Raw genomic sequence first — 25,313 nt, 5'->3', positions numbered from 1 at the left:
TCAATGCCCTCCCCGGGCCATGCGCCGGCGCCGCCAGAGCCAGCCGAGCAGCACGCCGACCGTGAGCAACGAGGGAACCAGGGCGATATTGACCAGCTTCAGGGTGCGGCCCAGTGCGTCGATATCGGCGTTCAACTGGTACTGCACCTCGCGCAGCTCCTTGCGGATGCGCAGCTTCTCCTGCATGTACTGGCGCACCGTGGCCTGCTGTTCGGGCGTCAGTTCGACGGCCTTCTCCGGGTCGGCACCCTGCTGTAGGGCGGTGAGTTGCTGCTCGGTATCGGCGAGGCGCTGCTTGAGCTGCTCCTCCTTCTGCCGGAAGCTCGTCTCGGCCTCGCGCTGCAGGCGCTCGACCACCACGAACGGCCGGCTGAACCGGCCGCGGGAGCGCACGCTGATCAGCGCGTCGGTGCCCGACAGGTTGTCCAGCGCGTTGACCACCAGCGCGCCGTTGTCGGCCCAGGGCTGCGGCACGCGCTGGCCGAAGAAGTCCTGCACCTGGACCCACATGCGATCGCTGAGCAGGTCGGTATCGGCCACGACGATGACATTGATGTTGCGCGCCTCCTTCAGGCCTTCGCGATGCCCCTCGATGCCCTCCGCGAAGGCACTCTTCGCCGGCCCCTGGATACGGGCGGCGAGAGTATGCCGCCGGCCGCTCGGGCGCAGCTCGCGCATCAAATCGCCGGGGTCACGCAGCAGGCCGAAGCGCGAGACATCGAACGGCATCGCCTGGGCCGAGCTTTGCAGCAAAGGCGTGAAGCTGGTGCTCGCTCCGGGGAGCCTTTCGAGGATGCCGGGCGTCGCCAGGGTCAGGCTTTCCAGGCCGGCAGTGGCGATGTCGTCCTGGTCCAGCGCCTCGCGCGGCAAGCTGAGCCAGGCCGGATGCCGGGCCGGACGCTGGTCCCGGCCAAGACTGATGGACATCGCATAGGCGCCATCGCCGAGCACCTTGCCCGGCAGCAGGCGCAGCCCCCAGGCCTCGAACAGCGGCGCGAGGTCGGACGACTTGTCGCCATCCAGCGTAGCGGCGAAATCGCTGCCGCTGTCGGCCTCGCTGAAGGGGTCGACGAACGCCAGCAGCTTGCCCCCGCGCAGGACGAACTGGTCGATGGCGTATAGCGTCTGCTCGGGTAACTGCTTGGGATGCACCAGCAGCAGCACCGAGACCTCCGGCGGGATTTCCGTGGCATCGCTCTTGAGGCTGCGCAGGTCGAATTGCTGGCGGATTTCCTCCATGACCATCCACGGCGAGGTCGGCTGCCGGCTGGCCATGTCGAAGCCGCCATTGAGCGGCAGCGACGACATCAGGCCGACCACCGGCCGCTGCGGCTGGGCCAGGGTCTGCACCAGGCGACTGATGTCGTATTCGAGGAACTCCTCCTGATCGAGCGGGAAGAAGGGTATGACCTGGACTCCGTCCAGGGCGTTGCTGCCGGCCAGGCCGAAGTACAGGTTGTCGCCGCCCTGCTGCAGGGGAATTCCTTGCAGGCCGAACTCGGTGGCCTTGTCCTCGTTCTCGGAGAACGGCTCGGGATCGATCACCTGCAGGCGAATCCTGCCGTTCGCCTCGCGCTCGTAGGCGCGCAGCAGTTCCTCGACGCGCCTGGCGTAGTTGCGCAGCGGCACCAGTTCCCGGGCACCGCTATCCGAATAGAAGAAGTACAGGTTGATCGGCTCGTCGAGGCCGGCCAGGATCCGCTTGGTGCCGGGGCTGATGGTGTAGAGCTTCTGCTCGGTCAGGTCGAGCCGCGCGCCGCTGAACAGCAGGCCGGAGACCATGTTGAAGGCCAGGAACGCCAGCGCGATCAGCAACAGCCCGGCGCCAGAGGACAACACGCGTTTCATCGACTCCCCCTCATTCGGCTTTCTTCAGCTCGACTGCCACCGCCGTGGCGGCCAGCCAGGCGACGATCAGGCTGACGAAATACAGCAGGTCGCGCAGGTCGATGACGCCCTTGCTGACGGCATCGAAGCGGGTCAGCAGGCTCAGCGAGGCCACCGCATCGAGCAACCACTGCGGCGCCCACTGGCTGAACGCATCGAGCACCAGCGGAAAGCCGCTGAGCATGAACAGGAAGCAGGCGGCCACGGCGAGGATGAAAGCGATCACCTGGTTCTTCGCCAGGGCCGACATGCACGAACCGATGGCCAGGTAGCCGCCGGCCAGCAGCCAACTGCCCAGGTAGCCGGCGAGAATCGCACCGTTGTCCGGCTCGCCCAGGTAGTTCACCGTGAGCACCATGGGGAAGGTCAGCAGCAGTGCGATTCCGGCGAACGCCCAGGCGGCCAGGAACTTGCCGGCCACGGCTTCGAAGCGGGTCAGCGGCAGGGTCATCAGCAGCTCGATCGAGCCGGACTTGCGCTCCTCCGCCCACAGGCGCATGGCCAGCGCGGGAACCAGGAACAGGTAGAGCCAGGGATGGAAGGCGAAGAAGGAGGCCAGGTCGGCCTGGTTGCGTTCGTAGAAGTTGCCCAGGTAGAAGGTGAACACGCCCGCCAGGACCAGGAAGATCACGATGAACACATAGGCCAGCGGCGTGGCGAAATAACTCGCCAGCTCGCGCTTGAAGATCACCGGCAGTTGCTTCATGCCTCCGTCCCCCGGGTCAGGTTGCGGAATACCTCGTCGAGCCGGCCGCGCTCCACGTCCAGTTCGCGGATCCGCCAGCCGCGCTCGGCGACCAGCCCGCTGACCTGGGGGAAGATTACCGCGCCCGGCTGCGCCAGGACGGTCAGGCTGCCTTCGGCGGGGTTCTCCTCGATGCCCGCCACGCCCGGCAGCACCGCCAGCGCCACGGCATCCAGGGGCTCGTCGCTGTAGAGCGTCACCGCCTGGTGGTAGCGCGAGCGGCTGGCCAGCTCCAGCGGCGTGCTGTCCGCCAGCAGCCGCCCGCCGCCGATCACCAGGGCGCGGCTGCACAGCGCCGAGACTTCCTCGAGGATATGGGTGGAGATGATCACGATGCGCTCCTGCGCGAGGCCGCGGATCAGTTCGCGGACCTGGTGCTTCTGGTTCGGATCGAGCCCGTCGGTGGGCTCGTCGAGCACCAGCGCCCGCGGTTCGTGGAGGATCGCCTGGGCCAGGCCGACACGCCGGCGGAAGCCCTTGGAGAGGGTTTCGATGGTCTGCCGGCGCACCTCGTCCAGTTCCAGCAGCCCCAGTGCCCGGGCGACCCGCTCGCGCTTGCCGGCACCACGGTAGCCACGGATCTCGGCGATGAAATCGAGGAAGCCCTGCACGGTCATTTCCGCGTAGCAGGGCGAACCTTCCGGGAGGTAGCCGATCAGCCGCTGCGCCTGCAGCGTGCGGTTGCGGATGTCGAAGCCGAAGATGCTCGCAGTGCCGGCGCTGGGCGCCAGGAAGCCGGTGAGCATCTTCATGGTGGTGGACTTGCCGGCGCCGTTCGGACCGAGGAAGCCCAGTACCTCCCCCGTCGCCACCTGGAAGGACAGGTCGTCCACCGCCACCCGCGAGCCGAAGCGTTTGCCGAGGTTTCTTGTTTCGATCATGGTCCCCTACCTGTTCCGGCGGCCGCCGCCATGTCCGGCCAGGGCCGCGAAAAACGCGCAGGGACTATAGCCGAAGCGCCCCGCCGCCTGGCAATACGGGGCATCGGGAGAACCTTGGCAAAACGTGACAGAACCCGAACGCCTGCCGAAGGTTCTACATTCGCAACCTGTTCGCCGCCGTTCGCCGTAGGACGCGTTGCGTTCTTTTGCGGCCCTCCGGGGATTGCGGCAAACTAGCCGCGCCCGTCACGCCGGGTCCCGATCAACTGCCAGTAGACACCGTATGCCCCGCTACCCTTTCCGCCGCTTTGGTTTTGGCGCCCTGCGCCGCCTGCTGTACCTCTGGGTACGCTCGGAAACCATCAACCAATCGGCCTTCACCCTGAAGATCGACCGCAGCAAGCCGGTACTCTACGTGCTGCAGCAGCCTTCGGTCAGCGATCTCGCGGTAGTGGATACCGAATGCCGCAAGGCCGGGCTGCCGCGTCCGGTGATGCCGGTAGCGGTAGGCGACGCCATCGAGCCGGCGGCGTTCTTCTACCTGACGCCCGAACCCGACTGGCTCGGCCGCCAGGATAAGCGCGGCGCCTCGCCGACCCTGGTGCGCATGCTCGCCGCGGTCGGCCAGAACGGTCTCGACGACGCGCAGATCATTCCGGTCAGCGTGTTCTGGGGACAATCGCCGGACAGCGAATCGAGCCCCTGGAAGCTGCTGTTCGCCGACAACTGGGCGGTCACCGGGCGCCTGCGCAAGCTGGCGCGCATCCTGATCCTCGGACGCAAGACCCGTGTGCAGTTCTCCGCGCCGATCCACCTGCGCGAGCTGGTGGAACAGGGCAAGGGCCACGAACGCACGCTGCGCATGGTCAACCGTATCCTCCGGGTGCACTTCCGCAACCTGAAGACCGCGGTGATTGGTCCCGACCTGTCGCACCGCCGCAACCTGGTCAAAGGCCTGCTGCGCGCGCCGCTGGTACGCCAGGCGATCAGCGAGGAATGCGAGAGCGAACGGATATCCCAGGAAAAGGCCGAAGGCATCGCACTGCGCTACGCCAATGAAATCGCCTCGGACTTCTCCTATCCGGTGATCCGCTTCCTCGAAGTCATCCTCAGCTGGTTCTGGAACAAGCTGTACGAAGGTGTCAAGGTCAACCACATCGAGCGGGTGCAGGACGTGGCCCAGGGCAACGAGATCGTCTACGTGCCCTGCCACCGCAGCCACATCGACTACCTGCTGCTCTCCTACCTGCTGTTCCGCAACGGCCTGACCCCGCCGCACATCGCCGCCGGGATCAACCTGAACATGCCGGTGATCGGCTCGATCCTGCGCCGCGGCGGGGCCTTCTTCATGCGCCGCAGCTTCAAGGGCAACCAGCTCTACACCGCGGTGTTCAACGAGTACCTGCACACCCTGTTCTCCCGCGGCTTCTCCACCGAGTACTTCGTCGAGGGCGGCCGTTCGCGCACCGGGCGCATGCTCCACCCACGCACCGGCATGCTCGCCATCACCCTGCGCAGCTTCCTCCGTGACTCGCGCCGGCCGATCGTCTTCGTGCCGGTCTACATCGGCTACGAGCGCGTGCTGGAAGGCCGCACCTACCTCGGCGAACTGCGCGGCGCGACCAAGAAGAAGGAGTCGATCTTCGACCTGTTCAAGGTGGTCGGCGCCCTGAAGCAGCGTTTTGGCCAGGTCTGGGTGAACTTCGGCGAGCCGATCCATCTCGACCAGTTCCTCGACCGCCACCAGCCCAACTGGCAGGACCAGGACCTCGGCCCGGAATACCGCCCCGACTGGCTGCCGCAGACCACCAACCTGCTGGCCAAGGACGTCGCCCGCCACCTCAACGACGCGGCGGCGATCAACCCGGTCAACCTGGTCGCCCTGGCGCTGCTATCCACCAGTCGCCAGGCCCTCGACGAAAGCGCCCTGGCGCGAATCCTCGACCTCTACCTGGCGCTGCTGCGCAAGGTGCCCTACTCGCCCAGCGCGACCCTGCCGGACGGCGACGGCCAGGCCCTGATCGAATACGTGAAGAGCATGAACCTGCTGGCCGAGCAGAAGGACGCGCTGGGCCGCATCCTCTATCTCGACGAACAGAACGCGGTGCTGGCGACCTACTACCGCAACAACGTCCTCCACGTCTTCGCCCTGCCGGCGCTGATCGCCAGCTTCTTCCAGAGCAACTCGCGGATCAGCCGCGAACAGTTGCTGCGCTTCGCCCGCGCGCTCTATCCCTACCTGCAGGCGGAACTGTTCATCCGCTGGAGCCTGGACGAACTCGACGCGGTGATCGACCAGTGGCTGGCGGCCCTGGTGGAACAGGACCTGCTGCGCCAGGAGAACGACACCTTCATCCGCCCGGCGCCAAGCTCGCGGCAATACGTGCTGCTGATCCTCCTCGCTCGTTCGGTGACCCAGACCCTGCAGCGCTTCTACATGGCCATCGCCCTGCTGCTCAACGCGGGGCAGAACGCCCTGACCGCCGAGGAACTGGAGAACCTCTGCACCGTGATGGCCCAACGCCTGTCGATCCTGCATGGCCTGAACGCCCCGGAGTTCTTCGACAAGAGCCTGTTCCGCCACTTCATCCAGACCCTTCTCGACCTGCGCGTGCTGCGCAAGGACGAGGCCGGCAAGCTGAGCTACCACGAACTGCTCGGCGAACTGGCCGAAGGCGCCGCCAAGCGCGTGCTGCCGGCGGAGATCCGTCTGTCGATCCGCCAGGTGGCGCTGGAGCGCCCCGCCGAGGAAGCCGCCGCCGAAAGCAACGACGCGGCCGCCAACTGAAGCCCGGCGCCCGCCCCGCGAGGGACGGGCGTCGCTCCGCTGAAATATCCTGCGACCTTTCCCTGTTCCGGCCCGGCAACCTATGCTGGTTTCCCGGGTCAGAGGCCCGCTCGTTTTTTTGTTCCGTCTGAAAGGAGGCTCCCATGAAAAAACTGCCATTGCTGCTCGCCGCCAGCATTCTCGCCGGCTGCGGTACCCAGCAATCGACTTCGAACGCCAGCTTCGATGGTGAGGTCTTCTACCGCGAGCGTATCGCCCTGCCGCCCTCGGCGCGCCTGAGCGTGAGCCTGGAAGACGTGTCCCTGGCCGACGCCCCCTCGGTGCAGTTGGCCAGCCAGACCCGCGAGATCACCAGCCAGGTGCCGCTGGCGTTCCACCTGGAGTACGACCCGAAGCAGGTCAAGCCGGGCCACAGCTATGCGGTGAGCGCGCGCATCGAGCTGAACGGCCAGTTGCTGTTCATCAACACCACCCGCCACTCGGTGAAACTCGACGGCAGCGACCCGCAGCCCTATCGCGTGCAGGTCGAATCGGCGCGCTGAAGCACACCGCGGCATGCCGCCGGTGCGAACCGGCGGTTCCCTCCAGTACACTCCACCTCCTATTCGCTACCGGTTGCCGATCCACCTCACGACGAGCGGCCGGATACCCCGTACGTTCCACATCAAGGACGCTGTCATGTTCCGACTCACTGCCCTCTGCGCCGGCCTGCTGCTCTCGGCCAACGCCCTCGCCCTGTCCCTCGCCGACCTGTCGCAGAACGACGCCTCCAGCGGCCTGAAGGACGCCCTGACCCAGGGCGCGCAGATCGCCGTCCGCCAGCTTGGCCAGCCGGGCGGCTTCAACAACAACCCGGACGTGCGCATCGAACTGCCCGGCAAGCTGGGCAAAGCGGCGAAGCTGATGAAGCAGTTCGGCATGGGCGCCCAGGTCGACCAGCTCGAGGCGAGCATGAACCGCGCCGCCGAGGCTGCCGTGCCGCAGGCCCAGGGCCTGCTGGTGGAGGCGGTGAAGAAGATGACCGTGGCCGACGCCAAGGGCATCCTCAAGGGCGGTGACGACGCCGCCACCGAATACCTGGACAAGTCCAGCCGCGAACAGCTGCGCGCGAAGTTCCTGCCGATCGTCAAGCAGGCCACCGACGAGGTCGGCCTGGTCAAGCAGTACAACGCCTTCGCCAGCCAGGCGGCGACCCTTGGGGTGGTCGATGCGAAGAGCGCCAACGTCGAGGGCTATGTCACCGAGCAGGCCCTCGACGGGCTCTTCGAGATGATCGCCAGGCAGGAGAAGAGCATCCGCCAGAACCCGGCGGCTGCCGCCACCGGCCTGGCCAAGAAGGTCTTCGGCGCGGCCAGGTGAGCCGACGGACGGGGCGCGATCGCCCCGTCCCCTTCTCCCGTCAGGCCCGCGCCTCGTCCTTCTTCACGCGGAACCAGGCGGCATAGAGCGCCGGCAGGAACAGCAGGGTGAGCACGGTGGCGACGATCAGCCCGCCCATGATCGCCACCGCCATCGGCCCGAAGAACACGCTGCGCGACAGCGGGATCATCGCCAGCACCGCCGCCAGCGCGGTCAGCACGATGGGCCGGAAACGCCGCACGGTAGCCTCGATGATGGCGTGCCAGCGATCCAGTCCATGGCTGATGTCCTGTTCGATCTGGTCCACCAGGATCACCGAGTTGCGCATGATCATGCCGGCCAGGGCGATGGTCCCGAGCATCGCCACGAAGCCGAACGGCTGGCGGAACAGCAGCAGGAACAGGGTCACGCCGATCAGGCCCAGCGGTGCGGTGAGGAATACCATCGCCATCCGCGAGAAGCTGCGCAACTGCACCATCAGCAGGCTCAACACCACCACGATGAACAGCGGCACGCCGGCGTTCACCGAACTCTGGCCCTTCGCCGCGTCCTCCACCGTGCCGCCCACCTCCAGCAGGTAGCCGTCCGGCAGCTCGGCGCGGATCGGTTCCAGGGTCGGGGCGATCTGCGCGACCAGGGTCGCCGGCAGCGAATCGTCGTAGATATCGGCGCGCACGGTGACCGTCGGCAGGCGGTTGCGGTGCCAGATGATGCCCTCTTCGAAGCCGTATTCGAGCGTAGCGATCTGCGACAGCGCCACGCTCCGGCCATTCTCGGTCGGCACCGCCAGGCTCGGCAGCAACGACAGGTCACGACGCTCCTGCTCGGTGCCGCGCAGGAGGATCTCGATCAGCTCGTTGTCTTCGCGGAAGAAGCTCACGTGCGAGCCGGTCAGCGCGCTCTGCAGGAACTGCGACAGGCTGGCGGTGCTCACCCCCAGGGCACGGGCGCGCTCCTGGTCGATGCTCAGGTACACCACCTTGCTCGGCTCTTCCCAATCCAGGTGCACATTCACCACGTGCGGGTTCTCGCGCATCTTGTCGGCGACCTTGCGCGCCAGTTCGCGAACCTGCGGGATGTCCTCGCCGGAAACCCGGAACTGCACCGGATAGCCCACCGGCGGCCCGTTCTCCAGGCGACTGATGCGGCTGCGCAGGTGCGGGAAGTCCTCGTTCATCCGCTCGATCAGCCACTTGCGCAGCGCCTCGCGGCTCTCCAGGTCCTTGGCCAGCACCACCACCTGGGCGAAGCTGGCCGCCGGCAATTGCTGGTCCAGCGGCAGGTAGAAGCGGGGCGAGCCGGTGCCGACGTAGGCCACGTAGTTGTCGATGCCGTCATGGCCCTGCAGCATTTTTTCCAGGCGCTGGACTTCCTCGCCGGTAGAGCGCAGTGAGGCGCCCTCCGCCAGCTTGATGTCCAGCAGCAGCTCCAGGCGCGCCGAGGGCGGGAAGAACTGCTGCGGCACCAGGCGGAACAGCAGCAGCGCGCCGACGAAGGCGGCGAGGGTCAGGACGATCACCGTCTTGCGGTAGCGCACGCACCACTCCACCAGACGCCGGAAGCGCTGGTAGAAGGCCGTAGCATAGGGATCGTAGCCATCGGCGCTGCCGCCGTGCTTCTGCGCGTGCAACCTGGCCAGGTCCGGCAGCAGCTTGGCCCCCAGGTAGGGAACGAAGACCACCGCGGCGAACCAGGAGACCACCAGGGCGATGGTCACCACCTGGAACAGCGAGCGGGTGTATTCGCCAGTGCCGGACTGCGCGGTGGCGATCGGCAGGAAGCCGGCGGCGGTGATCAGGGTGCCGGTGAGCATCGGGAAGGCGGTGCTGGTCCAGGCGAAGCTGGCCGCCTTGAGGCGGTCGTAGCCCTGCTCCATCTTCACCGCCATCATCTCCACCGCGATGATCGCGTCGTCCACCAGTAATCCCAGCGCCAGCACCAGGGCGCCGAGGGAGATCTTGTGCAGGCCGATGCCGAAGTAATGCATGGCGGCGAAGGTCATCGCCAGCACCAGCGGGATCGACAGCGCCACCACCAGGCCGGTGCGCAGGCCGAGGGAGAAGAAGCTCACCAGCAGGACGATCACCAGCGCCTCGGCCAGCACCCGGATGAACTCGCCGACCCCGGTACGTACCGCCGCCGGCTGGTCGGACACCTTGCGCAGTTCCAGTCCGGCCGGCAGCGACTGCTGCAGGCGGGCGAACTCGGTTTCCAGGGCCTTGCCCAGCACCAGGATGTCGCCGCCCGGCTTCATCGCTACCGCAAGACCGATGGCGTCCTCGCCCATGAAGCGCATACGCGGCGCCGGCGGATCGTTGAAGCCGCGGCGAACCTCGGCCACGTCGCCGATGCGGAAGGTGCGGTCGCCGACGCGGATGGGGAAGTCGCGGATCTCCTCCACCGAATCGAAACGCCCGGAAACGCGCAATTGCACGCGGTCGCTGGCGGTCTCGAAGAACCCGGAGGAGGCCACCGCGTTCTGTTCCTCCAGCGCCTTCTGCACCGCCGCCAGGGGCAGGCCGAGGGTGGCCAGCTTGGTGTTGGACAGGTCGATCCAGATCTTCTCGTCCTGCAGGCCGATCAGTTCGACCTTGCCGACGTTCCTGATCCGCTGCAATTGCAGTTGCAGGCGGTCGGCATAGTCCTTCATCACCGCGTAGTCGAAGCCCTTGCCGGTGAGCGCATAGATGTTGCCGTAGGTGGTGCCGAACTCGTCGTTGAAGAACGGGCCCTGGATGCTTTGCGGCAAGGTGGCGCGAATGTCGCTGATCTTCTTGCGGATCTGGTACCAGAGTTCGGGGATCTCGCTGGAATGGATGTCCTCGCGGGCCATGAAGGTCACCTGCGAGACGCCGGGGCGGGAGAAGGACACGATGCGATCGTAGTCGCCGGTTTCCATCAGCTTCTTCTCGATACGCTCGGTGACCTGCCGGGCCACCTCTTCGGCGCTGGCACCCGGCCAGTTGGTCTGCACCACCATGGCCTTGAAGGTGAACGGCGGGTCTTCGCTCTGCCCCAGCTTGCTGTAGGACAGCGCGCCAACCGCGCCAAGCAGGATCATCAGGTACAGGACGATCTGGCGATTCTGCAACGCCCAGGCGGAAAGGTTGAAGGACATGCGACTACTCCTTGGCCGCCAGTTTCACCGTGCGGTTGGCCCGGTCGATCGGACGCACCTGCTGCCCTTCGCGAAGCACCTGGACCCCGGTGGCCACCACCCAGTCGCCAGCCTTCAGGCCTTCGAGCACCGGCACCCGGTCCTCGGCATAGGGACCGGTGCGCACCGCCTGCCGGCGCAGGGTCGAGCTGCCCGGCTCGACCACCCAGACGAACGCCTGGCCGGCCTCTGCGGTCAGCGCCGACAAGGGAACCGATAACGGCACCGCCTCGGCGGCGGCGACGTAGACCCGCGCGCTCTGGCCCAGTTCGGCCGGAGTCGCGCGGTCGTCGAAGGCCACCCGGGCGGCGAAGGTACGCGATTGCGGATCGGCCGCGGGCGAGAGCTCGCGGATATGCCCGGCGAAGCGTCTGTCGCGTTGCGACCAGAGTTCGACCGACACCGGCTGGCCGATGCGGAAACGTTCGAAGCTGTGTTCCGGCAGGCCGATCAGCACCTCGCGTTCGCCGTCGGCGGCCAGGCTGAAGACCGTCTGTCCGGCCGCCACCACCTGGCCCACCTCGACGCGCCGGCTGGCGATCACGCCATCCTGGGGCGAGCGCAGCACGGCGTAGCCGGCCTGGTTGTCGGCGACGTTGAATTCGGCGCGGATCTGCTTCAGCCGCGCCTCGCCGGCGCGGTAGCTGTTCTGGATGTTCTCGAACTGGGAATGGCTGACCAGGTTGCGGTCGAGCAAGGTGCGGTAGCGCCGGTACTCGGCGCGCACGGTCTGCAAGTTGGCCTCGGCGGCACTGACCTGGGCCCGCGCCGCCTCCAGTTGCAGGCGCACGTCCTGGGGATCGAGTTCGGCCAGGGGCTGGTCCTTCTTTACCCGCTCGCCGACTTCCACCAGCCGGCGGATGACCTTGCCGCCGATGCGGAAGGCCAGCTCCGGCTCGTGGCGGGCGCGGATCTCGCCGGGAAAGGCCTGGCTCACCTCCCCCGCCGGCTGGGGCTGGACGACGATCGCCGGACGCGCCGCGGCTGGCGGCGGCGTGCCGTTGCCGCAGGCGGCGAGGAACAGGGAGGAAAACAGGGACAGGGCGACGAGCGGGATATGGCGGTACATGTGACACCTTCCGCAAACTGCGTTCGAGTTCTTATACTGGGCGGTATAGTAAAAATACAGAACCCATCAGTCCAGTATTTCAATTGTATAAGCGCATGTCAGAATCCACCTCCTCCGTCGGTCCCGGCCGGCCCAAGGACCCGGCCAAACGGGAAGCCATTCTCGAGGCGGCCAAGCGCCTGTTCCTCTGCAACGGCTACGACGGCAGCAGCATGGAAGCCATCGCCTCGGAAGCCGGCGTTTCCAAGCTCACCGTCTACAGCCACTTCACCGACAAGGAAACCCTGTTCAGCGAAGCGGTGAAGGCCAAGTGCGCCGAGCAGCTTCCCGCCCTGTACTTCCAGCTGGCCGAAGGCGCGCCACTGGAAAAGGTCCTGCTGAATATCGCCCGCGGCTTCCACCGGCTGATCAACAGCCACGAGGCGATCGCCCTGACCCGCCTGATGGCCGCGCAGGCCGGGCAGAACCCCAAGCTTTCCGAGCTGTTCTTCGAGGCCGGGCCGAAGCAGGTGATCGACGAGATGGAACGCCTCCTCGAGCAGGCCCGCCGCAGCGGCAAGCTGGCGTTCCCGGACGCGCGCCACGCCGCCGAACACTTCTTCATGCTGGTCAAGGGCTGCGCCAATTACCGTCTGTTGATCGGCTGCGCCGAACCGCTGGACGAGGCCGAAGGCGAGCGGCACGTGGAAGAAGTGGTGGCGCTGTTCCTGCGCGCCTTCGCCGCGGGCGGCTGAGGCAGCTCAGGCGCGACGGCGGAAACGCACCCGCGCTCGCTGCGGACGCAGCGAAAACCAGCCGCGCGGCGCCAGGTCGCCGTCGTGCATGATGTCCCAGTGCTCGACCCAGTAGGCCAGCGCCGCCGCCAGATCGATCATCGCCATCGCGGTGCCGGGGCAGGCGCGGTCGCCGAGGCCGAAGGGGAAGTAGGCGCCGCGCGGCCAGCGCGCCGGTTCGAGGAAGCGCTCGGGACGGAACTCCAGCGGCGCCTCGAACCAACGGGGATCGCGCTGGGTGATCCAGCTCGAGACCATGGTCACGTCGCCGCGCTTCAGCCGCTGGCCGAACACCTCGATGTCCGCCGTCACCTGCCGCGGCGCCAGGCCGTAGGCCGGCGGGTACAGGCGCAGGCACTCCTGCAGGACCGCCCTGAGCAGCGCGCAATCGCGCAGGTCGGCGACCGAGCGGATCGCCGTCCAATTCACTCGCGCCAGCTCGGCGCGTAGCCGCGCGAGCAACTCGGGACGCTGGGCCAGCAGCAACAGGCTCCAGGTCAGGGTCACTCCAGTGGACTGGTGGGACGCCATGAGCAGGGTGCAGAGTTCATCGCGTAGGTCCGCCAGCGGCCGCGGCGAGCGCTCCGCCACCTCGCCCACCGCCTCGCGCAACTGGCCCAGCGCCCAGCGCTTGCGCGGACACAGTTTGCTCGGGAACCAGTGGCCCAGCGGCAGGCCGGTGCTCATTTCCAGCAATGCCACCCGCGACAGCAGGCGCACCGCCTTGGCGATCCGATAGGCCGACGGTTGCAGGTCGACGTCAAACAGCGCGTGACCGCTGAGGGTGACGCTGAACGCAGCCATTTCCAGGTCGAGGTCGTATTCGCGCCCCTCCTCCACCCGCTCGCCCCACTCCGCGGCCAGGCGGCGAACCTCGCTGGCCGGCGGCGGCGCCAGGTGCGGCCGTACCTCCTTGCGCCGGGCCTGGGCGGGGGCGCCCTCACGCATCATGAAGCTGCGCCCGTTCCACTGTTTCAGCATGCACAGCGCCGGCTGCCAGCGTTGCAGGTCATCGCGGCGATCGACCATCAATTCCTGCACCGCCTGCGGATGGAACAGGCACCAGAGGCGCTGCGGGCCCATGCGGGCGACCGCGAGGTCCGGCTGCGCGACGTGCATCTTCTGCAACCAGGCCAGCGGATCGCGCTGCATCTCCAGCCAGTGGCGGGCGCCGGCACGCCCGTCGTTGGCCCAGGGCAGGTGCGCCAGGCGCCAGCGAATCGGACAATCGATGGTCTGCTGCATGCTCGCCGCCTCCCTGCGGTGTCGACACTCAGCCCTTGCCCAGGGCCTTCTTCGGGTAGATGTCGTAGCGACTGGACTTGCCTTCCAGGCTATAGCCGGGCTTGGGCCCTTCGATGATCGGCGCCTTGCGCGGGCGCTTCACCACCACCCGGTGGCTGGCCAGGGCCAGAGCCGCCTGCAACAGCGCCGGGGCGTCGAGATCGTCGCCCACCAGCGGCCGGAACAGACGCATTTCCTTCTTCACCAATGCGCTCTTGTCGCGATGGGGAAACATCGGGTCGAGGTAGATCACCTGCGGCGCCTCGCCATCCCAGGCGCGCATCAGGTCCGCCGAGTTGCCGCCGAGCAGACGCATCCGCGCGGCGATCGGCGCCACGTCGGGATCGCGCCGGGCGCGCTCCAGGCCATCCTCGAGCAGGGCGGCGATCAGCGGCTGGCGCTCGACCAGGGTAACCTCGCAGCCCAGGCTGGCGAGGACGAACCCATCCCGGCCCAGGCCGGCCGTGGCGTCCAGGACCCGCGGGCGGATGCCTGGCTGGACGCCGACCGCCTTGGCGATCATCTGTCCGCTGCCGCCGCCGAACTTGCGCCGGTGGGCGCTGGCGCCCTCGACGAAATCGACCCGCACCGGACCGGGGGAGTCCGCCCCCAGTTGCAAGACCTGCAAGCCCTGCTCGCCGACCTGCACGGCGAACTCCGCCTCGTCGTCCGCCGCCAGCGGCAGGCCGAGCCGCTCCGCCCAGCGCCGCGCAGCCTCGGCGCAACCGGCGGACAGGGCTTGGACATGCAGGCGAGGAGCGGCGGAATCGGTCATGGTCGGGCAATCGTCGGGGAAAGCGCGGATTTTGCCAGAGTTGGCCCGCGCGCGCTCACCGGCAGACCTTCCATAGGCCCATGTCGAGGTGGAAGTGATCCCGGTGGGCGGCGTTGTAGTCGGGCCCCAGCACCGCATTGAAACTGGCGCAGGCACCGTCCCGCACGCGGCGCAGGAAGCGCCCGTCGGCGCTCTCGCCGGCCCAGTCCGTGGCCAGGCGGATCCGCCTCCCGTCGGCCAGGCGGAAGCCGCTGATGTCCAGGGCATTGGCCGAGGCATGCTGGCTGCGCCGACCGTCCTCGCGGTTGTAGACGTTGCGGCAGGCGAAGCTGCCGACATGCTCGACCCGCGCCAGCGGCTGGCCATAGATGTCCAGGGCTGCCGGTTGCAGCACGTGCCGCTCGAACAACGCATAGCTCACCGCCAGCGAGCAACTGGCGAGAAAGCTGCTGCTCAACTCCAGCGCCGCCCCACGCACGCGCAGGCTGTTGCTCAACGGGCAGGTAGCCGATGGCGGGTCGTCGGCTACCCGCTGGTCGCGCAGTTGCGAGGTGGCCAGGGCGGCGTCGCAGAGGCTCCGGTCGTCGGCCAGCCGCCATAGCTTGTAGCGGGTCAGCAGGTTCGGCGGTTCGCGCACGTCCAGCGGCAGCCAGGGATTCCAGCGCGCCGGCAGATCGAGCCACTGGTAGCGCAGGGCGCCGATGGCCCCCGCCAGCAGCAGTAATGGCAGCAACCAGGCCAGGCGGCGCACGGGTTCAGCGGAACAGGTCGTTGATACGGTCGAAAGGCATCGCCGCACGGGTCGCTTCCAGGTCGCGCCGCGCCAGCGCCTGCGCCGCCTGATGGAAAGCGCCGAAGGCGACCCGGGCAAGATTCGAGCCCAGGCTCACGCGCTTGACGCCGAGGGCTTCCAGCTCGTCCAGCGACAGCTCCAGGCGCGGCGAACCGACCAGCACGTTGATCGGCTTCGGCGCCACCGCTTCGAGCACCGCGACGATCTGTTCGCGGCGGTTCAAACCGGGCGCGTAGAGCACATCGGCGCCGGCATCGGCGTAGGCGCGCAGACGCCGCAGGGTGTCGTCGAGATCCTCGCGACCATGCAGGAAGTTCTCCGCGCGGGCGCAGAGGGTGAACGGAAATGGCAACGCACGGGCCGCCTCGACCGCGGCAGCGACCCGCTCCAGCGCGGCGGAGAACTCATAGATGGGCTGTCCGGCGCGCCCGCTGGCATCCTCGATGGAACCACCGACCAGACCGGCCTCGGCGGCCAGGCGGATGGTCGTGGCGCAGTCTTGCGGAGCATCGCCGTAGCCGTTTTCCAGGTCGGCGGCGACCGGCAGATCGGTGGCAGCGACGATCGCCCGGGCGTTTTCCAGCGCCTCGGTCCGGCTCACCGCGCCTTCCGCGTCGCGCCGGCCCAGGGAGAACGCCAGGCCTGCGCTGGTGGTGGCAAGGGCGTCGAAGCCGAGGCTGGCGAGCATCTTCGCCGAACCGGCATCCCAGGGATTGGGCAGGACCAGCATGCCGGGCCCCTGGTGCAGGTCGCGGAAACGTTCGGCGCGTTGGCGTTGGCTGTTCATGGCGGCGGGCTCCGTGGCGGGGAAAGGACTCCCTAGCCTAGGCGCAGGCCGGCGGAGCGTCGAGCGCCGCGCTCAGAGCAGGCCCAGTTGCTCCACTTCCGGGGCCGGGATCGGCTCGGGTAGCGCCGGCAAGCCTGGCAGGCGCTGGTCCAGCAGCGCATGGAAACGCTGGGCCTGCTGGGCCGCCAGGTGATTGTCGGGGGTATGCAGGAATACGTATGGAGTCAGGCCGGCCTCGATCCAGTCGGCCACCTTGTCGACCCAGGGCAAAAGGAACACCTCGTTGGCCGGCAGGTCGGGACCGCCGATGAAACGCACCTGTGGCGTATCGCTGAAGGCCGCCGGACGGATCGGCAGGCGCGGCTTCTTCGACTGGGCGTGGAGCACCGCCGGATCGTCCGAACGGCAACTGAACAGCGCCCGCGAATCCAGGCAGATGCGCTCCACGCCACGCTCGCGCAGGTGGCGGTTGAGCAGGCGCTCGTCCTCGCCTTTGTCGAAGAACGCCGGGTGGCGTACTTCCACGGCAATCCGTCGCGGACTCAGCTCATCGAGGAAATACAGCAGTTCGCCCAGGCGCTGCGGGGTGAACGCCGCCGACAGTTGCAGCCACAGCGGGCTGACCCTTTCGCCAAGCGGCGCCAGCAGTTCGAGGAAGTCGCCGGCGGCCTCGAGCCGTTCGCGCAGGTCGCCTTCGTGACTGATATCGCGGGGAAACTTGGCACAGAAGCGGAACCCCGCCGGCATCGTCTCGGCCCAGCGCCGCACGGTTTCCGCCGAAGGCCGGGCATAGAAAGTGGTATTGCCCTCGACCGCGTTGAAGATGCCGCCGTAGTGTCCGAGGTAGTCGGCGGAACGCAATTCGCGCGGATAGAAGCTGCCGCGCCAGGCCGCCTCGTTCCAGGATGGACAACCGAGGAAATAAGGAAGGGAAACCACGGGAGCGCAGGGAACCGCTCAGGCGTAGAGGTCGAGGCCGAGGACATCCTCGGCGCCGGCGTCGATGTTGAGGCTGGCGGTGGAGTTGTAGCTGGCCAGGGCCATCGCCGCATGGCTGCTTACCGGGCGCTGGAACGCCAGCAGGTCGCGGGCGCTGACCGGCAGGCTGTCGCCGCCCGCCGAACTGGCCTGGACCTTGCGCGCCTGCGGCGCCTGCTCGAAGCCCTGGCTGCCGGAAACCGGCGCCGGCTGCTCGCGCCGCGCCTCGACCTCGCGCTGCACGTCGCGATACGGCGTGACCGCGGAGCCCGGTCGGGCGCTGCGCTCCAGCGGCAACGAAGAGGAAGAAAGTCCGTCGATACGCATGATCAAAACCCGGGGAAGTCTCCACACTCTAGCCAGCCCCGAAAGGCTTGGCAATTACCGCTGCGCGGCATTTTCAGGGCGCTTTTTTCGGCGTCGCCACGTTGTCGCGCAGGTACACCGGCAGCGCCTGTTCCGCCTCCACGCCTTCGCCGCGCGCCCAGGCCAAGCCGGCCAGGCTGAGCAAGTCCTCGGCATGCGGCAGCAGGCTCGCGTCCAGCGCGGCCGGGCGCTGCGGCATGCGCTCGACGTAGCCCCAGCCGGTGCCGGCGCCGAACCAGTCCGCGGCAGCGGCGTCCCACGGTACGGCGACCCGCTCGGGCGGCAGTACCGCTTCGCTGCCGGCCAGGCGCATCTCGCCCTGTTGCAACTGGTAGCAACCCCAGTAGACCTCGTCCATCCGCGCGTCGATGGCCGCGGCGACCCGCTCCGCACCCTGCTCGCGGTAGGCCCGCTGGGCCAGGATCGCCAGGTCGGAGACCGCCAGTACCGGGCGCTGCAGGGCGAAGGCCAGGCCCTGGACCACGCCGATGGCGATGCGCACGCCGGTGAAGGCGCCCGGACCGCGCCCGAAGGCGATGGCGTCCACCGCGGACAGGGCGACGCCGGCCTCGTCGAGCAGGTCGCGGACCATCGGCAGCAGGCGCTGGGCGTGCAGGCGCGGGATCACCTCGTAGTGACTGAGCGCCCGCCCCTCGTGGAGCAGGGCGACGGAGCAGGCTTCGGTGGAGGTATCCAGGGCCAACAGAGTGGACATCGACGGTTCCGCGTGGTGAAAAAGACGCCGATTGTACCAGCCTTCGCCGCCCCGGAAACGCCGACGGCCCGCAAGCGGGCCGTCGGTGCTACAGCGCTGCGGATCAGCTCAGGGCCGAAAGCACTTTCGCGGTGATCTGCTCGACCGAGCCGACGCCGGCGATGCTGTGGTATTTCGGGGTGCCTTCGGCGGCCGACAGCTTCTGGTAGAAGTCGACCAGCGGCTTGGTCTGCGAATGATAGACCGACAGGCGGTGACGCACGGTCTCTTCCTTGTCGTCCTCGCGCTGGATCAGCTCTTCGCCGGTAACGTCGTCCTTGCCGGCGACCTTCGGCGGGTTGTGCTCGGTGTGGTACACGCGGCCGGAGGCCGGATGCACGCGACGACCGGCGATACGCGACACGATCTCCTCGTCGTCGACGGCGATCTCGACCACGTGGTCGATGGTCACACCGGCGTCCTTCAGCGCTTCGGCCTGCGGGATGGTCCGCGGGAAGCCGTCGAACAGGAAGCCCTTGGCGCAATCGGCCTCGGTGATGCGTTCCTTGATCAGGGCGATGATGATGTCGTCGGATACCAGGCCGCCGCTGTCCATCACGCCTTTCACCTGCTGGCCGAGCGGGCTGCCGGCCTTGACTGCGGCGCGCAGCATGTCGCCAGTGGAGATCTGCGGAATGCCGAACTTCTCGGTGATGAACCGTGCCTGGGTGCCTTTGCCGGCACCGGGTGCCCCGAGCAGAATCACACGCATCGATATGCTCCTTAGAATTGGTAAGCGAAAGTCTGGATCCGCCTCGTGGGGCCAATCTCGTATTTGCAGGAAACGGCACTGTATGGCGCCGAAAAGGCTGTCCAAGATACACAGCGCCCCCCCACCGCACAAGACACCGAAAGTTGCCCCCCGCCTTCCCTCATCCGGTGTTGCGCAGTCCGGCGGCGACCCCCGCGACCGTCACCAGCAGCGCCTGCTCCAGGCCGCCGCAGGCGTCGCCCTGGCAGCGCCGCGAACGGGCCAGAAGCTCAGCCTGGAGCAGGTGCAGCGGGTCTAGATAGCTGTTGCGCACGCTGATCGACTCGCGGGTCTCGCTGGCGTGGGCGAGCAGCAGCGACTGCCCGGTCAGTCCCAGTACCACGCGCACCGCCTGCGACAATAGGTCGCGTAAACGACGCCCCAGCGGACGCAGCTCGAGCGGCACTAGACGTTCGTCGTAGAGCCGCGCGATATCCGCGTCGGCCTTGGCCAGGACCATTTCCAGCATGTCGATGCGGGTGGTGAAGAACGGCCATCGCTCGCGCATCTGCCCGAGCAGCGCGCCCTCGCCACGCTCGATGGCGTTCAGCAAGGCGGTCTCCCAGCCAAGCCATGCCGGCAGCATCAGGCGCGTCTGGGTCCAGGCGAAGATCCAGGGAATCGCCCGCAGGCTCTCCACCCCGCCTTCGCGGCGCTTGGCCGGGCGGCTGCCCAGCGGCAGACGGCCCAGTTCCTGCTCGGGCGTGGCCAGGCGGAAATACTCGACGAACTGCGGATCGTCGCGCACCACCCTGCGGTAGGCCAGCAGCGCGTCCTTCGCCAGGCGGTCCATCTGCGCGCGCCAGGCCGGCTCCGGAGCCGGCGGCGGCATCAGGGTCGCTTCCAGCACTGCGGCGAGGTAGAGATTGAGGTTCTGTTCGGCGATGTCCGGCAGACCGAACTTGAAGCGGATCATCTCGCCCTGTTCGGTGACCCGGAAGCGCCCGGCCACCGAACCCGGCGGCTGCGACAGGATCGCCGCGTGGGCCGGCCCGCCGCCGCGGCCGACGGTACCGCCGCGGCCGTGGAAGAGCAGCAACTCGACCTCGTGCTGGCGGCAGATCTCCACCAGTTTCTCCTGCGCCCGGTACTGCGCCCAGGCCGCCGTGAGGGTACCGGCGTCCTTGGCCGAATCGGAGTAGCCGATCATCACTTCCTGCACCCCGGACAGCCGCGAACGGTAGCCCGGCAGCGTCAGCAGGCGCTCCATGCAGGGGCCGGCGTTGTCCAGGTCGTCGAGGGTCTCGAACAGCGGCACCACGCGCATCGGCCAGTCGACGCCGCTTTCCTTTAGCAGCAGTTGCACCGCCAGCACGTCGGACGGCTGGCCGGCCATCGAGATCACGTAGGACCCCAGCGACGCCGGTGGTGCGGCGGCGATCGCCCGGCAGGTGGCGAGCACCTCGGCGGTATCCGCCGAAGGCTGGTAGTGCGCCGGCAGCAGGGGGCGGCGGCTGTTCAGTTCCTCGAGAAGGAATTCCAGGCGGGTCTTCTCGTCCCACTCGTCGTAGCTGCCCACCTCCAGGTACTCGGTGATCTCGCTCAGCGCGGCGGCATGGCGGGCCGAGTCCTGGCGCACGTCCAGGCGTACCAGGAACAGTCCGAAGGTGGCGGCGCGGCGCAGGCAGTCGAGCAACGCGCCATCGGCGATCACGCCCATGCCGCAGGCGTGCAGCGACTCGTGGCACAGTTGCAGCGGCTCGACCAGGTCGCGGTTGTGCTCCAGGACGCCCTCCGCGGCCGGCACCTCGCCGGCCAGGGCCTGGTGGGTCCAGTTGCGGGTCACGCGCAGGCGCTCGCGCAATTGCTTGAGCAGGGCGCGATAGGGCTCGGCGCTATCGCCGACCCGCGCCAGCAGCTGCGGCGAGGCCTGCTGCATGGACAGCTCGGCGGCCAGTCGGTCGATATCGCGCAGGTACAGGTCGGCGGCCATCCAGCGCGCCAGCAGCAGGACCTCGCGGGTCACGCTGGCGGTGACGTTGGGATTGCCGTCGCGGTCGCCCCCCATCCAGGACGCGAAGCGCAGCGGCGCGGCGGTCAACGGCAGGCGTTCGCCGGTGCTGCGCAGGAGTACCTCGTCGACGTGCCGAAGGACGTTCGGCAAGGCCTGCCAGAGAGAATGTTCGATCACCGCGAAGCCCCATTTCGCCTCGTCCACCGGGGTCGGCCGGACCTTGCGGATCTCGTCGGTATGCCAGGCCTCGGCCACCAGCCGCTGCAGGCGCTGCTGGATGCGACTGCGCTCCTCCGGCAGCAGGTCGGCATGGTCCTTGGCCGCCAGCTGCGCGGTGATCGCATCGTATTTCTGGATCAGCGTGCGCCGCGCCACCTCGGTGGGATGGGCGGTCAGCACCAGTTCGATCTCCAGCCCGGCGAGCTGGCGAGCCAGTTGCCCGGGGGCATGCCCGGCGTCCTTGAGACGCCCCAGCAGCTCTTCCAGCACCAGGTTCTCGAAGGGTTCCGGCTCGTTCGGCCGGCGCCGGCGGATACGGTGGTATTGCTCGGCGATATTGGCCAGGTTGAGGAACTGGTTGAAGGCCCGCGCCACCGGCAGCAGTTCGTCTTCCTCGAGCCCGTCGAGGGTGGCGGTGAGCTGCTGGGCGCCCTCCGCGGAACCGCGGCGGGCAGCCTTGGCGCCCTTGCGGATCAGCTCGATCTTGTCGAGGAACCGCGGGCCGTACTGCTCGCGGATGGTGTCGCCGAGCAATTCGCCCAGTTGGTGGACGTCCTCGCGCAGGCGCGCATCGATCTCCGGCATGACCTGTCTCCACTGCGGGTGGGAAACCAGCTTGGCTCAGGCGCCCCCGCGCTTACAAGCCCGCAGGGTGCCAGTACGGCGCCGCCGGGCCGGAAGCGAGGCTGCCGGCGCCGATCGGGTCTAGTCTGAAGGAAGTGCCCGCACCGAGGCACGGCCCCACGAGGGCCCCCCAGCACGCCCGCCACGACCGGGCTGAAGAGGTCAGCATGAAGATCCGTGAGCTTGTCCGCCATTGGGAACACACCGCCAAGGGCCGCATGGCCCGCAACCACTACAGCATCCCGCTGGACGTCGAAAGCGCCGCGCGCCTCGCCGCGCTGCACGAGATGTATCCGCGGCGCAGCGTCGAGGAACTACTGGGCGAGCTGGTCGGCGCCGCCCTGGAAGAACTGGAGGCGAGCTTTCCCTACGTGAAGGGGAGTCAGGTGGTGGCCACCGACGAACAGGGCGATCCGCTCTATGAGGATGTCGGCCCTACCCCACGCTTCCTGTCGCTCTCGCGCAAGTACCTGCACGAACTGGTCGCGCAACAGGACACCTCCAGTCACTGAGCGCGGCTTCAGCCATGCCGGCGGTGCACGCCGGGGACGTGCATGTGCCCGGCCTCGGCGCATTCCTCGGCGATTGGCGACAGCGGCGCGGGCTGCTCCAGTTCGCGGAGGATGCCGCAGGCCTGGCTGTTGCCGGCGACCGTACAGCGTGAGCCGAGATCCCGCAGTTGCTCGCGCAATGCCTGGAGTTCGGCGATGCGCACCTCGACGTGATGCAGGTGCTCGTCGATCAACCGGTTGGCGGTGCCGCAATCCGCCTCGGGACGGTCGCGCAACGCCAGCAGGGTACGGATTTCCTCCTGGGTCATGTCCAGCGAGCGGCAGTGACGGATGAACGACAGGCGCTCGACATGCGCCAGGGTGTATTGCCGATAGTTGCCTTCGCTACGCGCGGGCTCGGGCAACAGGCCTTCGCGCTCGTAGTAGCGGATGGTCTCTACCGGGCAACCGGTTCTCTTCGCCAGCTCACCGATCTTCATGCCAACCCTCCTCCAATCGCCGACGCGGCTACCCGAATTGGCAGTACCGCTTGACTCTGTAGTTGCTACAGGGTGTGCAATCGCACCCAACACGTCAAACGGGAATTGTTTCCATGAGCCACGAACACGCCGACACTTGCTGTCACGGTCACGGACATGATCATGGGCACCGCCACGCGCCTCGCCCGGCGGTGGCCGCCATCGGAACCCTGGCCGGCAACGCCGAGTTGCGCTGGAGCGACCTGCGCATCGAAGCGATGGACTGCCCGACCGAGGAGCGCCTGATCCGCGACGCCCTCGGTCGCCAGCCGGCAGTGGAGTCGCTGGAATTCAACCTGATGCAGCGCCTGCTGCGCGTCCAGCATCGCTTCGACAGCGTCGAGCCGCTGCAGAAGCTGATCGCCGGCCTCGGCATGCAGGCGGTGCCGCTGGATGCCGGCGAAAATACCGACGGCCCCTCGCAAGCGCCGGCGAAGCCCTGGTGGCCGCTGGCCCTGGCCGGCGCGATGGCGCTGGCCTCGGAGATCGTCGAATGGTTCGGCCTGGCGCCGGACTGGGTGGTCGCCGGCCTCGCCCTGCTGGCCATCCTCGGCGCCGGCCTGCCGACCTACCGCAAGGGCTGGATCGCACTGAAGAACCGTAACCTGAACATCAACGCCCTGATGAGTATCGCCGTGACCGGCGCCGTGCTTATCGGCCAGTGGCCGGAAGCGGCGATGGTCAGCGTGCTGTTCGCCATCGCCGAGTTGATCGAGGCGAAGTCCCTGGATCGCGCGCGCAACGCCATCCGCGGCCTGCTGCAACTGGCTCCGGAACAGGCCACCGTGCTGGTCGGCGGCGAATGGAAGGAACTGCCGGCCAAGCAAGTGGAACTGGAAGCCACCGTGCGCGTGAAGCCCGGCGAACGCATCGCACTCGACGGCGAGGTGACCAGCGGCCGCTCCAGCGTCAACCAGGCGCCGATCACCGGCGAAAGCCTGCCGGTGGAGAAGGAGGTCGGCGAGCCGGTGTTCGCCGGCAGCATCAACGGCGAGGGCGCGCTGGAGTACCGCGTCACCCGCCGCGCCGACGACAGCACCCTGGCCCGGATCATCCACGCCGTGGAGGAAGCCCAGGGTTCCCGCGCACCGACCCAGCGTTTCGTCGACAGTTTCGCCCGCGTCTACACCCCGGTGGTATTCCTCATCGCCCTCGCCACCGCGGTGCTGCCGCCGCTGCTGTTCGGCGGCGCCTGGCTGGACTGGATCTACCGCGCCCTGGTGCTGCTGGTGATCGCCTGTCCCTGCGCGCTGGTGATCTCCACCCCGGTGACCATCGTCAGCGGCCTTTCCGCCGCGGCGCGCCTGGGCATCCTGATCAAGGGCGGGGTGTTCCTCGAACTCGGGCGCAAGCTGTCCTGGGTCGCCCTCGACAAGACCGGCACCATCACCCATGGCAAACCGCAACAGACCGACTACCTGCCGATCGCGGAGGCTGACGGGACGGATGCGCGCCTGCTCGCCGCCAGCCTGGCCGCGCGTTCCGACCACCCGGTATCGCGCGCCGTGGCCAACGCAGCGGAAGAGGACGGCCTTGCCCTGGGCGTGGTCGAGGACCTCGCCGCCTTGCCGGGACGAGGCGTCAGCGGACGCATCGACGGCGTCCTCTACCACCTCGGCAACCATCGCCTGGTGGAGGAACTGGGCCTCTGCTCGCCGGCCCTGGAAGAGCGCCTGGACGCCCTGGAACGCCAGGGCAAGACGGTCATCGCGCTGTGCGATCCGCAGCGCGTGCGGGCCCTCTTCGCCGTCGCCGACGGGGTCAAGGACAGCAGCCGCGAGGCGATCCGCGAGCTGCACGCGCTGGACGTGAAGACCCTGATGCTCACCGGCGACAACCCGCACACCGCAGCCGCCATCGCTGCCCAGGTAGGCATCGACGCAGCTCGCGGCAACCTCCTGCCGGAGGACAAGCTGCGTGAAGTGGAAGCGCGCCAGGCCGACGGCTCGCGGGTCGGCATGGTCGGCGACGGGATCAACGACGCGCCGGCCCTGGCCCGCGCCGACATCGGCTTCGCCATGGGCGCGGCGGGCACCGACACGGCCATCGAGACCGCCGGCGTCGCGCTGATGGACGACGACCTGCGCAAGTTGCCGCAATTCGTCCGGCTGTCGCGCACCACCCACGCGATCCTGGTCCAGAACATCACCCTGGCCCTGGGCATCAAGGCGGTGTTCCTCGCCCTTACCCTGGCAGGCGAAGGCACCCTGTGGATGGCGGTATTCGCCGACATGGGCGCCAGCCTGCTGGTGGTGTTCAACGGTCTGCGACTGTTGCGCAAGCGTTTCTAAAAGGCCCCACTGGCCTCCTCCAGCCCCACTCAGGTGGGGCTTTTTTCT

The 25,313-nt window shown here is 68.0% G+C and carries 21 protein-coding genes; 6 read left to right on the top strand and 15 right to left on the bottom strand.

Annotated elements, in window-relative coordinates; genetic code table 11:
- From FHW81_RS03105 to FHW81_RS03095, 3 genes are read right to left on the bottom strand one after another with little or no spacing between them, the layout of a single operon-like run.
- Positions 1-1,848: a GldG family protein gene (locus tag FHW81_RS03105; protein ID WP_023085979.1), complete on the bottom strand. Its 1,848-nt coding sequence runs from the start codon at positions 1,846-1,848 to the stop codon at positions 1-3.
- 10 nt (positions 1,849-1,858) lie between these two features.
- Positions 1,859-2,593, bottom strand: coding sequence for an ABC transporter permease (locus FHW81_RS03100; RefSeq protein ID WP_003117479.1), 735 nt, complete (start codon positions 2,591-2,593; stop codon positions 1,859-1,861).
- Positions 2,590-3,513 carry an ABC transporter ATP-binding protein gene (locus FHW81_RS03095; protein ID WP_003119338.1) on the bottom strand — a complete coding sequence of 308 codons (924 nt, stop codon included), beginning with the start codon at positions 3,511-3,513 and terminating at the stop codon, positions 2,590-2,592. Before FHW81_RS03095 ends, FHW81_RS03100 begins: the two co-directional genes overlap by 4 nt.
- A 283-nt stretch (positions 3,514-3,796) precedes the next feature.
- On the opposite strand from FHW81_RS03095, the gene plsB reads away from it, so the two are divergent.
- The 3 genes from plsB (at position 3,797) to FHW81_RS03080 (ending at position 7,660) form a co-directional block, all read left to right on the top strand.
- A complete protein-coding gene (gene plsB, locus FHW81_RS03090) occupies positions 3,797-6,301 on the top strand; it encodes a glycerol-3-phosphate 1-O-acyltransferase PlsB (protein WP_003453659.1) in 2,505 nt (834 codons plus the stop codon).
- 143 nt (positions 6,302-6,444) lie between these two features.
- The gene (locus tag FHW81_RS03085) at positions 6,445-6,843 is read left to right on the top strand and encodes a YbaY family lipoprotein (RefSeq protein ID WP_003098642.1); all 399 of its coding nucleotides are present in this window, start codon (positions 6,445-6,447) and stop codon (positions 6,841-6,843) included.
- 136 nt (positions 6,844-6,979) lie between these two features.
- On the top strand, positions 6,980-7,660 hold the full coding sequence (locus FHW81_RS03080) for a DUF4197 domain-containing protein (RefSeq protein ID WP_003098644.1): 681 nt from the start codon (positions 6,980-6,982) through the stop codon (positions 7,658-7,660).
- 40 nt (positions 7,661-7,700) lie between these two features.
- Here FHW81_RS03080 and mexK read toward each other — a convergent pair whose 3' ends face one another.
- Together mexK and mexJ are read right to left on the bottom strand one after the other, a co-directional pair.
- On the bottom strand, positions 7,701-10,778 hold the full coding sequence (gene mexK, locus FHW81_RS03075; protein ID WP_003092464.1) for a multidrug efflux RND transporter permease subunit MexK: 3,078 nt from the start codon (positions 10,776-10,778) through the stop codon (positions 7,701-7,703).
- Between the two features lie 4 nt (positions 10,779-10,782).
- Positions 10,783-11,886: a multidrug efflux RND transporter periplasmic adaptor subunit MexJ gene (mexJ, locus tag FHW81_RS03070; RefSeq protein WP_003113855.1), complete on the bottom strand. Its 1,104-nt coding sequence runs from the start codon at positions 11,884-11,886 to the stop codon at positions 10,783-10,785.
- Between the two features lie 95 nt (positions 11,887-11,981).
- On the opposite strand from mexJ, the gene mexL reads away from it, so the two are divergent.
- Positions 11,982-12,620, top strand: coding sequence for an efflux system transcriptional repressor MexL (gene mexL / locus FHW81_RS03065; protein ID WP_003092468.1), 639 nt, complete (start codon positions 11,982-11,984; stop codon positions 12,618-12,620).
- 6 nt (positions 12,621-12,626) lie between these two features.
- Here the strand turns inward: mexL and FHW81_RS03060 are convergent, their stop codons facing one another.
- The 9 genes from FHW81_RS03060 to ppc all read right to left on the bottom strand — a co-directional run bounded on the left by FHW81_RS03060 (position 12,627) and on the right by ppc (position 21,905).
- Positions 12,627-13,904, bottom strand: a complete 1,278-nt coding sequence (locus FHW81_RS03060) for a cytochrome P450 (protein ID WP_031688725.1) — start codon at positions 13,902-13,904, stop codon at positions 12,627-12,629.
- A gap of 28 nt (positions 13,905-13,932) precedes the next feature.
- Positions 13,933-14,718 carry a class I SAM-dependent methyltransferase gene (locus tag FHW81_RS03055; protein ID WP_010793368.1) on the bottom strand — a complete coding sequence of 262 codons (786 nt, stop codon included), beginning with the start codon at positions 14,716-14,718 and terminating at the stop codon, positions 13,933-13,935.
- A 55-nt stretch (positions 14,719-14,773) separates the two neighbouring features.
- Positions 14,774-15,469: an extensin family protein gene (locus FHW81_RS03050; protein ID WP_106120617.1), complete on the bottom strand. Its 696-nt coding sequence runs from the start codon at positions 15,467-15,469 to the stop codon at positions 14,774-14,776.
- A gap of 4 nt (positions 15,470-15,473) precedes the next feature.
- On the bottom strand, positions 15,474-16,298 hold the full coding sequence (locus tag FHW81_RS03045; protein WP_106120616.1) for an isocitrate lyase/PEP mutase family protein: 825 nt from the start codon (positions 16,296-16,298) through the stop codon (positions 15,474-15,476).
- Positions 16,299-16,370: 72 nt separating this feature from the next.
- Positions 16,371-17,237 carry a DUF72 domain-containing protein gene (locus FHW81_RS03040; RefSeq protein ID WP_003159440.1) on the bottom strand — a complete coding sequence of 289 codons (867 nt, stop codon included), beginning with the start codon at positions 17,235-17,237 and terminating at the stop codon, positions 16,371-16,373.
- A gap of 18 nt (positions 17,238-17,255) precedes the next feature.
- Positions 17,256-17,603, bottom strand: a complete 348-nt coding sequence (locus FHW81_RS03035; protein ID WP_003098661.1) for a hypothetical protein — start codon at positions 17,601-17,603, stop codon at positions 17,256-17,258.
- Positions 17,604-17,676: 73 nt separating this feature from the next.
- Positions 17,677-18,357 (bottom strand): tRNA (adenosine(37)-N6)-threonylcarbamoyltransferase complex dimerization subunit type 1 TsaB, encoded by a 681-nt coding sequence (gene tsaB / locus FHW81_RS03030; RefSeq protein ID WP_106120615.1) that lies wholly within the window; start codon positions 18,355-18,357, stop codon positions 17,677-17,679.
- 103 nt (positions 18,358-18,460) lie between these two features.
- On the bottom strand, positions 18,461-19,108 hold the full coding sequence (adk, locus tag FHW81_RS03025) for an adenylate kinase (RefSeq protein ID WP_003092485.1): 648 nt from the start codon (positions 19,106-19,108) through the stop codon (positions 18,461-18,463).
- A 160-nt stretch (positions 19,109-19,268) separates the two neighbouring features.
- Complete coding sequence (gene ppc / locus FHW81_RS03020; RefSeq protein WP_106120614.1) at positions 19,269-21,905, bottom strand: phosphoenolpyruvate carboxylase; 2,637 nt, start codon at positions 21,903-21,905, stop codon at positions 19,269-19,271.
- A gap of 206 nt (positions 21,906-22,111) precedes the next feature.
- On the opposite strand from ppc, the gene FHW81_RS03015 reads away from it, so the two are divergent.
- Positions 22,112-22,456 (top strand): hypothetical protein, encoded by a 345-nt coding sequence (locus FHW81_RS03015; RefSeq protein WP_003092488.1) that lies wholly within the window; start codon positions 22,112-22,114, stop codon positions 22,454-22,456.
- Between the two features lie 8 nt (positions 22,457-22,464).
- On the opposite strand, the gene cadR is transcribed toward FHW81_RS03015, so the two are convergent.
- The gene (gene cadR / locus FHW81_RS03010; protein WP_003103716.1) at positions 22,465-22,935 is read right to left on the bottom strand and encodes a Cd(II)/Pb(II)-responsive transcriptional regulator; all 471 of its coding nucleotides are present in this window, start codon (positions 22,933-22,935) and stop codon (positions 22,465-22,467) included.
- Between the two features lie 113 nt (positions 22,936-23,048).
- Between cadR and FHW81_RS03005 the strand changes: the two genes are divergently transcribed.
- Entirely contained in the window at positions 23,049-25,265 is a 2,217-nt protein-coding gene (locus FHW81_RS03005; RefSeq protein ID WP_003117471.1) for a heavy metal translocating P-type ATPase, read from the top strand.
- Positions 25,266-25,313 lie beyond the last annotated feature (48 nt).

The organism is Pseudomonas sp. RC10-4-2 (genome assembly GCF_050433085.1).
In the GTDB taxonomy this organism is placed as follows: Bacteria; Pseudomonadota; Gammaproteobacteria; order Pseudomonadales; family Pseudomonadaceae; genus Pseudomonas; species Pseudomonas aeruginosa.
The sequence above is the reverse complement of the archived record's forward strand: the minus strand, read 5'-3'. Positions and strand labels throughout refer to the sequence as shown.

Bases quoted from the DNA above. Each gene is read 5' to 3' on its own strand.
- mexK (WP_003092464.1), bottom strand. From the start codon at position 10,778: ATGTCCTTCAACCTTTCCGCCTGGGCGTTGCAGAATCGCCAGATCGTC.
- FHW81_RS03055 (WP_010793368.1), bottom strand. From the start codon at position 14,718: ATGACCGATTCCGCCGCTCCTCGCCTGCATGTCCAAGCCCTGTCCGCC.
- ppc (WP_106120614.1), bottom strand. From the start codon at position 21,905: ATGCCGGAGATCGATGCGCGCCTGCGCGAGGACGTCCACCAACTGGGC.
- FHW81_RS03095 (WP_003119338.1), bottom strand. From the start codon at position 3,513: ATGATCGAAACAAGAAACCTCGGCAAACGCTTCGGCTCGCGGGTGGCG.
- cadR (WP_003103716.1), bottom strand. From the start codon at position 22,935: ATGAAGATCGGTGAGCTGGCGAAGAGAACCGGTTGCCCGGTAGAGACC.
- FHW81_RS03015 (WP_003092488.1), top strand. From the start codon at position 22,112: ATGAAGATCCGTGAGCTTGTCCGCCATTGGGAACACACCGCCAAGGGC.
- FHW81_RS03035 (WP_003098661.1), bottom strand. From the start codon at position 17,603: ATGCGTATCGACGGACTTTCTTCCTCTTCGTTGCCGCTGGAGCGCAGC.
- tsaB (WP_106120615.1), bottom strand. From the start codon at position 18,357: ATGTCCACTCTGTTGGCCCTGGATACCTCCACCGAAGCCTGCTCCGTC.
- FHW81_RS03105 (WP_023085979.1), bottom strand. From the start codon at position 1,848: ATGAAACGCGTGTTGTCCTCTGGCGCCGGGCTGTTGCTGATCGCGCTG.
- adk (WP_003092485.1), bottom strand. From the start codon at position 19,108: ATGCGTGTGATTCTGCTCGGGGCACCCGGTGCCGGCAAAGGCACCCAG.
- mexJ (WP_003113855.1), bottom strand. From the start codon at position 11,886: ATGTACCGCCATATCCCGCTCGTCGCCCTGTCCCTGTTTTCCTCCCTG.
- FHW81_RS03005 (WP_003117471.1), top strand. From the start codon at position 23,049: ATGAGCCACGAACACGCCGACACTTGCTGTCACGGTCACGGACATGAT.
- FHW81_RS03100 (WP_003117479.1), bottom strand. From the start codon at position 2,593: ATGAAGCAACTGCCGGTGATCTTCAAGCGCGAGCTGGCGAGTTATTTC.
- FHW81_RS03080 (WP_003098644.1), top strand. From the start codon at position 6,980: ATGTTCCGACTCACTGCCCTCTGCGCCGGCCTGCTGCTCTCGGCCAAC.
- FHW81_RS03085 (WP_003098642.1), top strand. From the start codon at position 6,445: ATGAAAAAACTGCCATTGCTGCTCGCCGCCAGCATTCTCGCCGGCTGC.
- FHW81_RS03045 (WP_106120616.1), bottom strand. From the start codon at position 16,298: ATGAACAGCCAACGCCAACGCGCCGAACGTTTCCGCGACCTGCACCAG.
- mexL (WP_003092468.1), top strand. From the start codon at position 11,982: ATGTCAGAATCCACCTCCTCCGTCGGTCCCGGCCGGCCCAAGGACCCG.
- plsB (WP_003453659.1), top strand. From the start codon at position 3,797: ATGCCCCGCTACCCTTTCCGCCGCTTTGGTTTTGGCGCCCTGCGCCGC.
- FHW81_RS03060 (WP_031688725.1), bottom strand. From the start codon at position 13,904: ATGCAGCAGACCATCGATTGTCCGATTCGCTGGCGCCTGGCGCACCTG.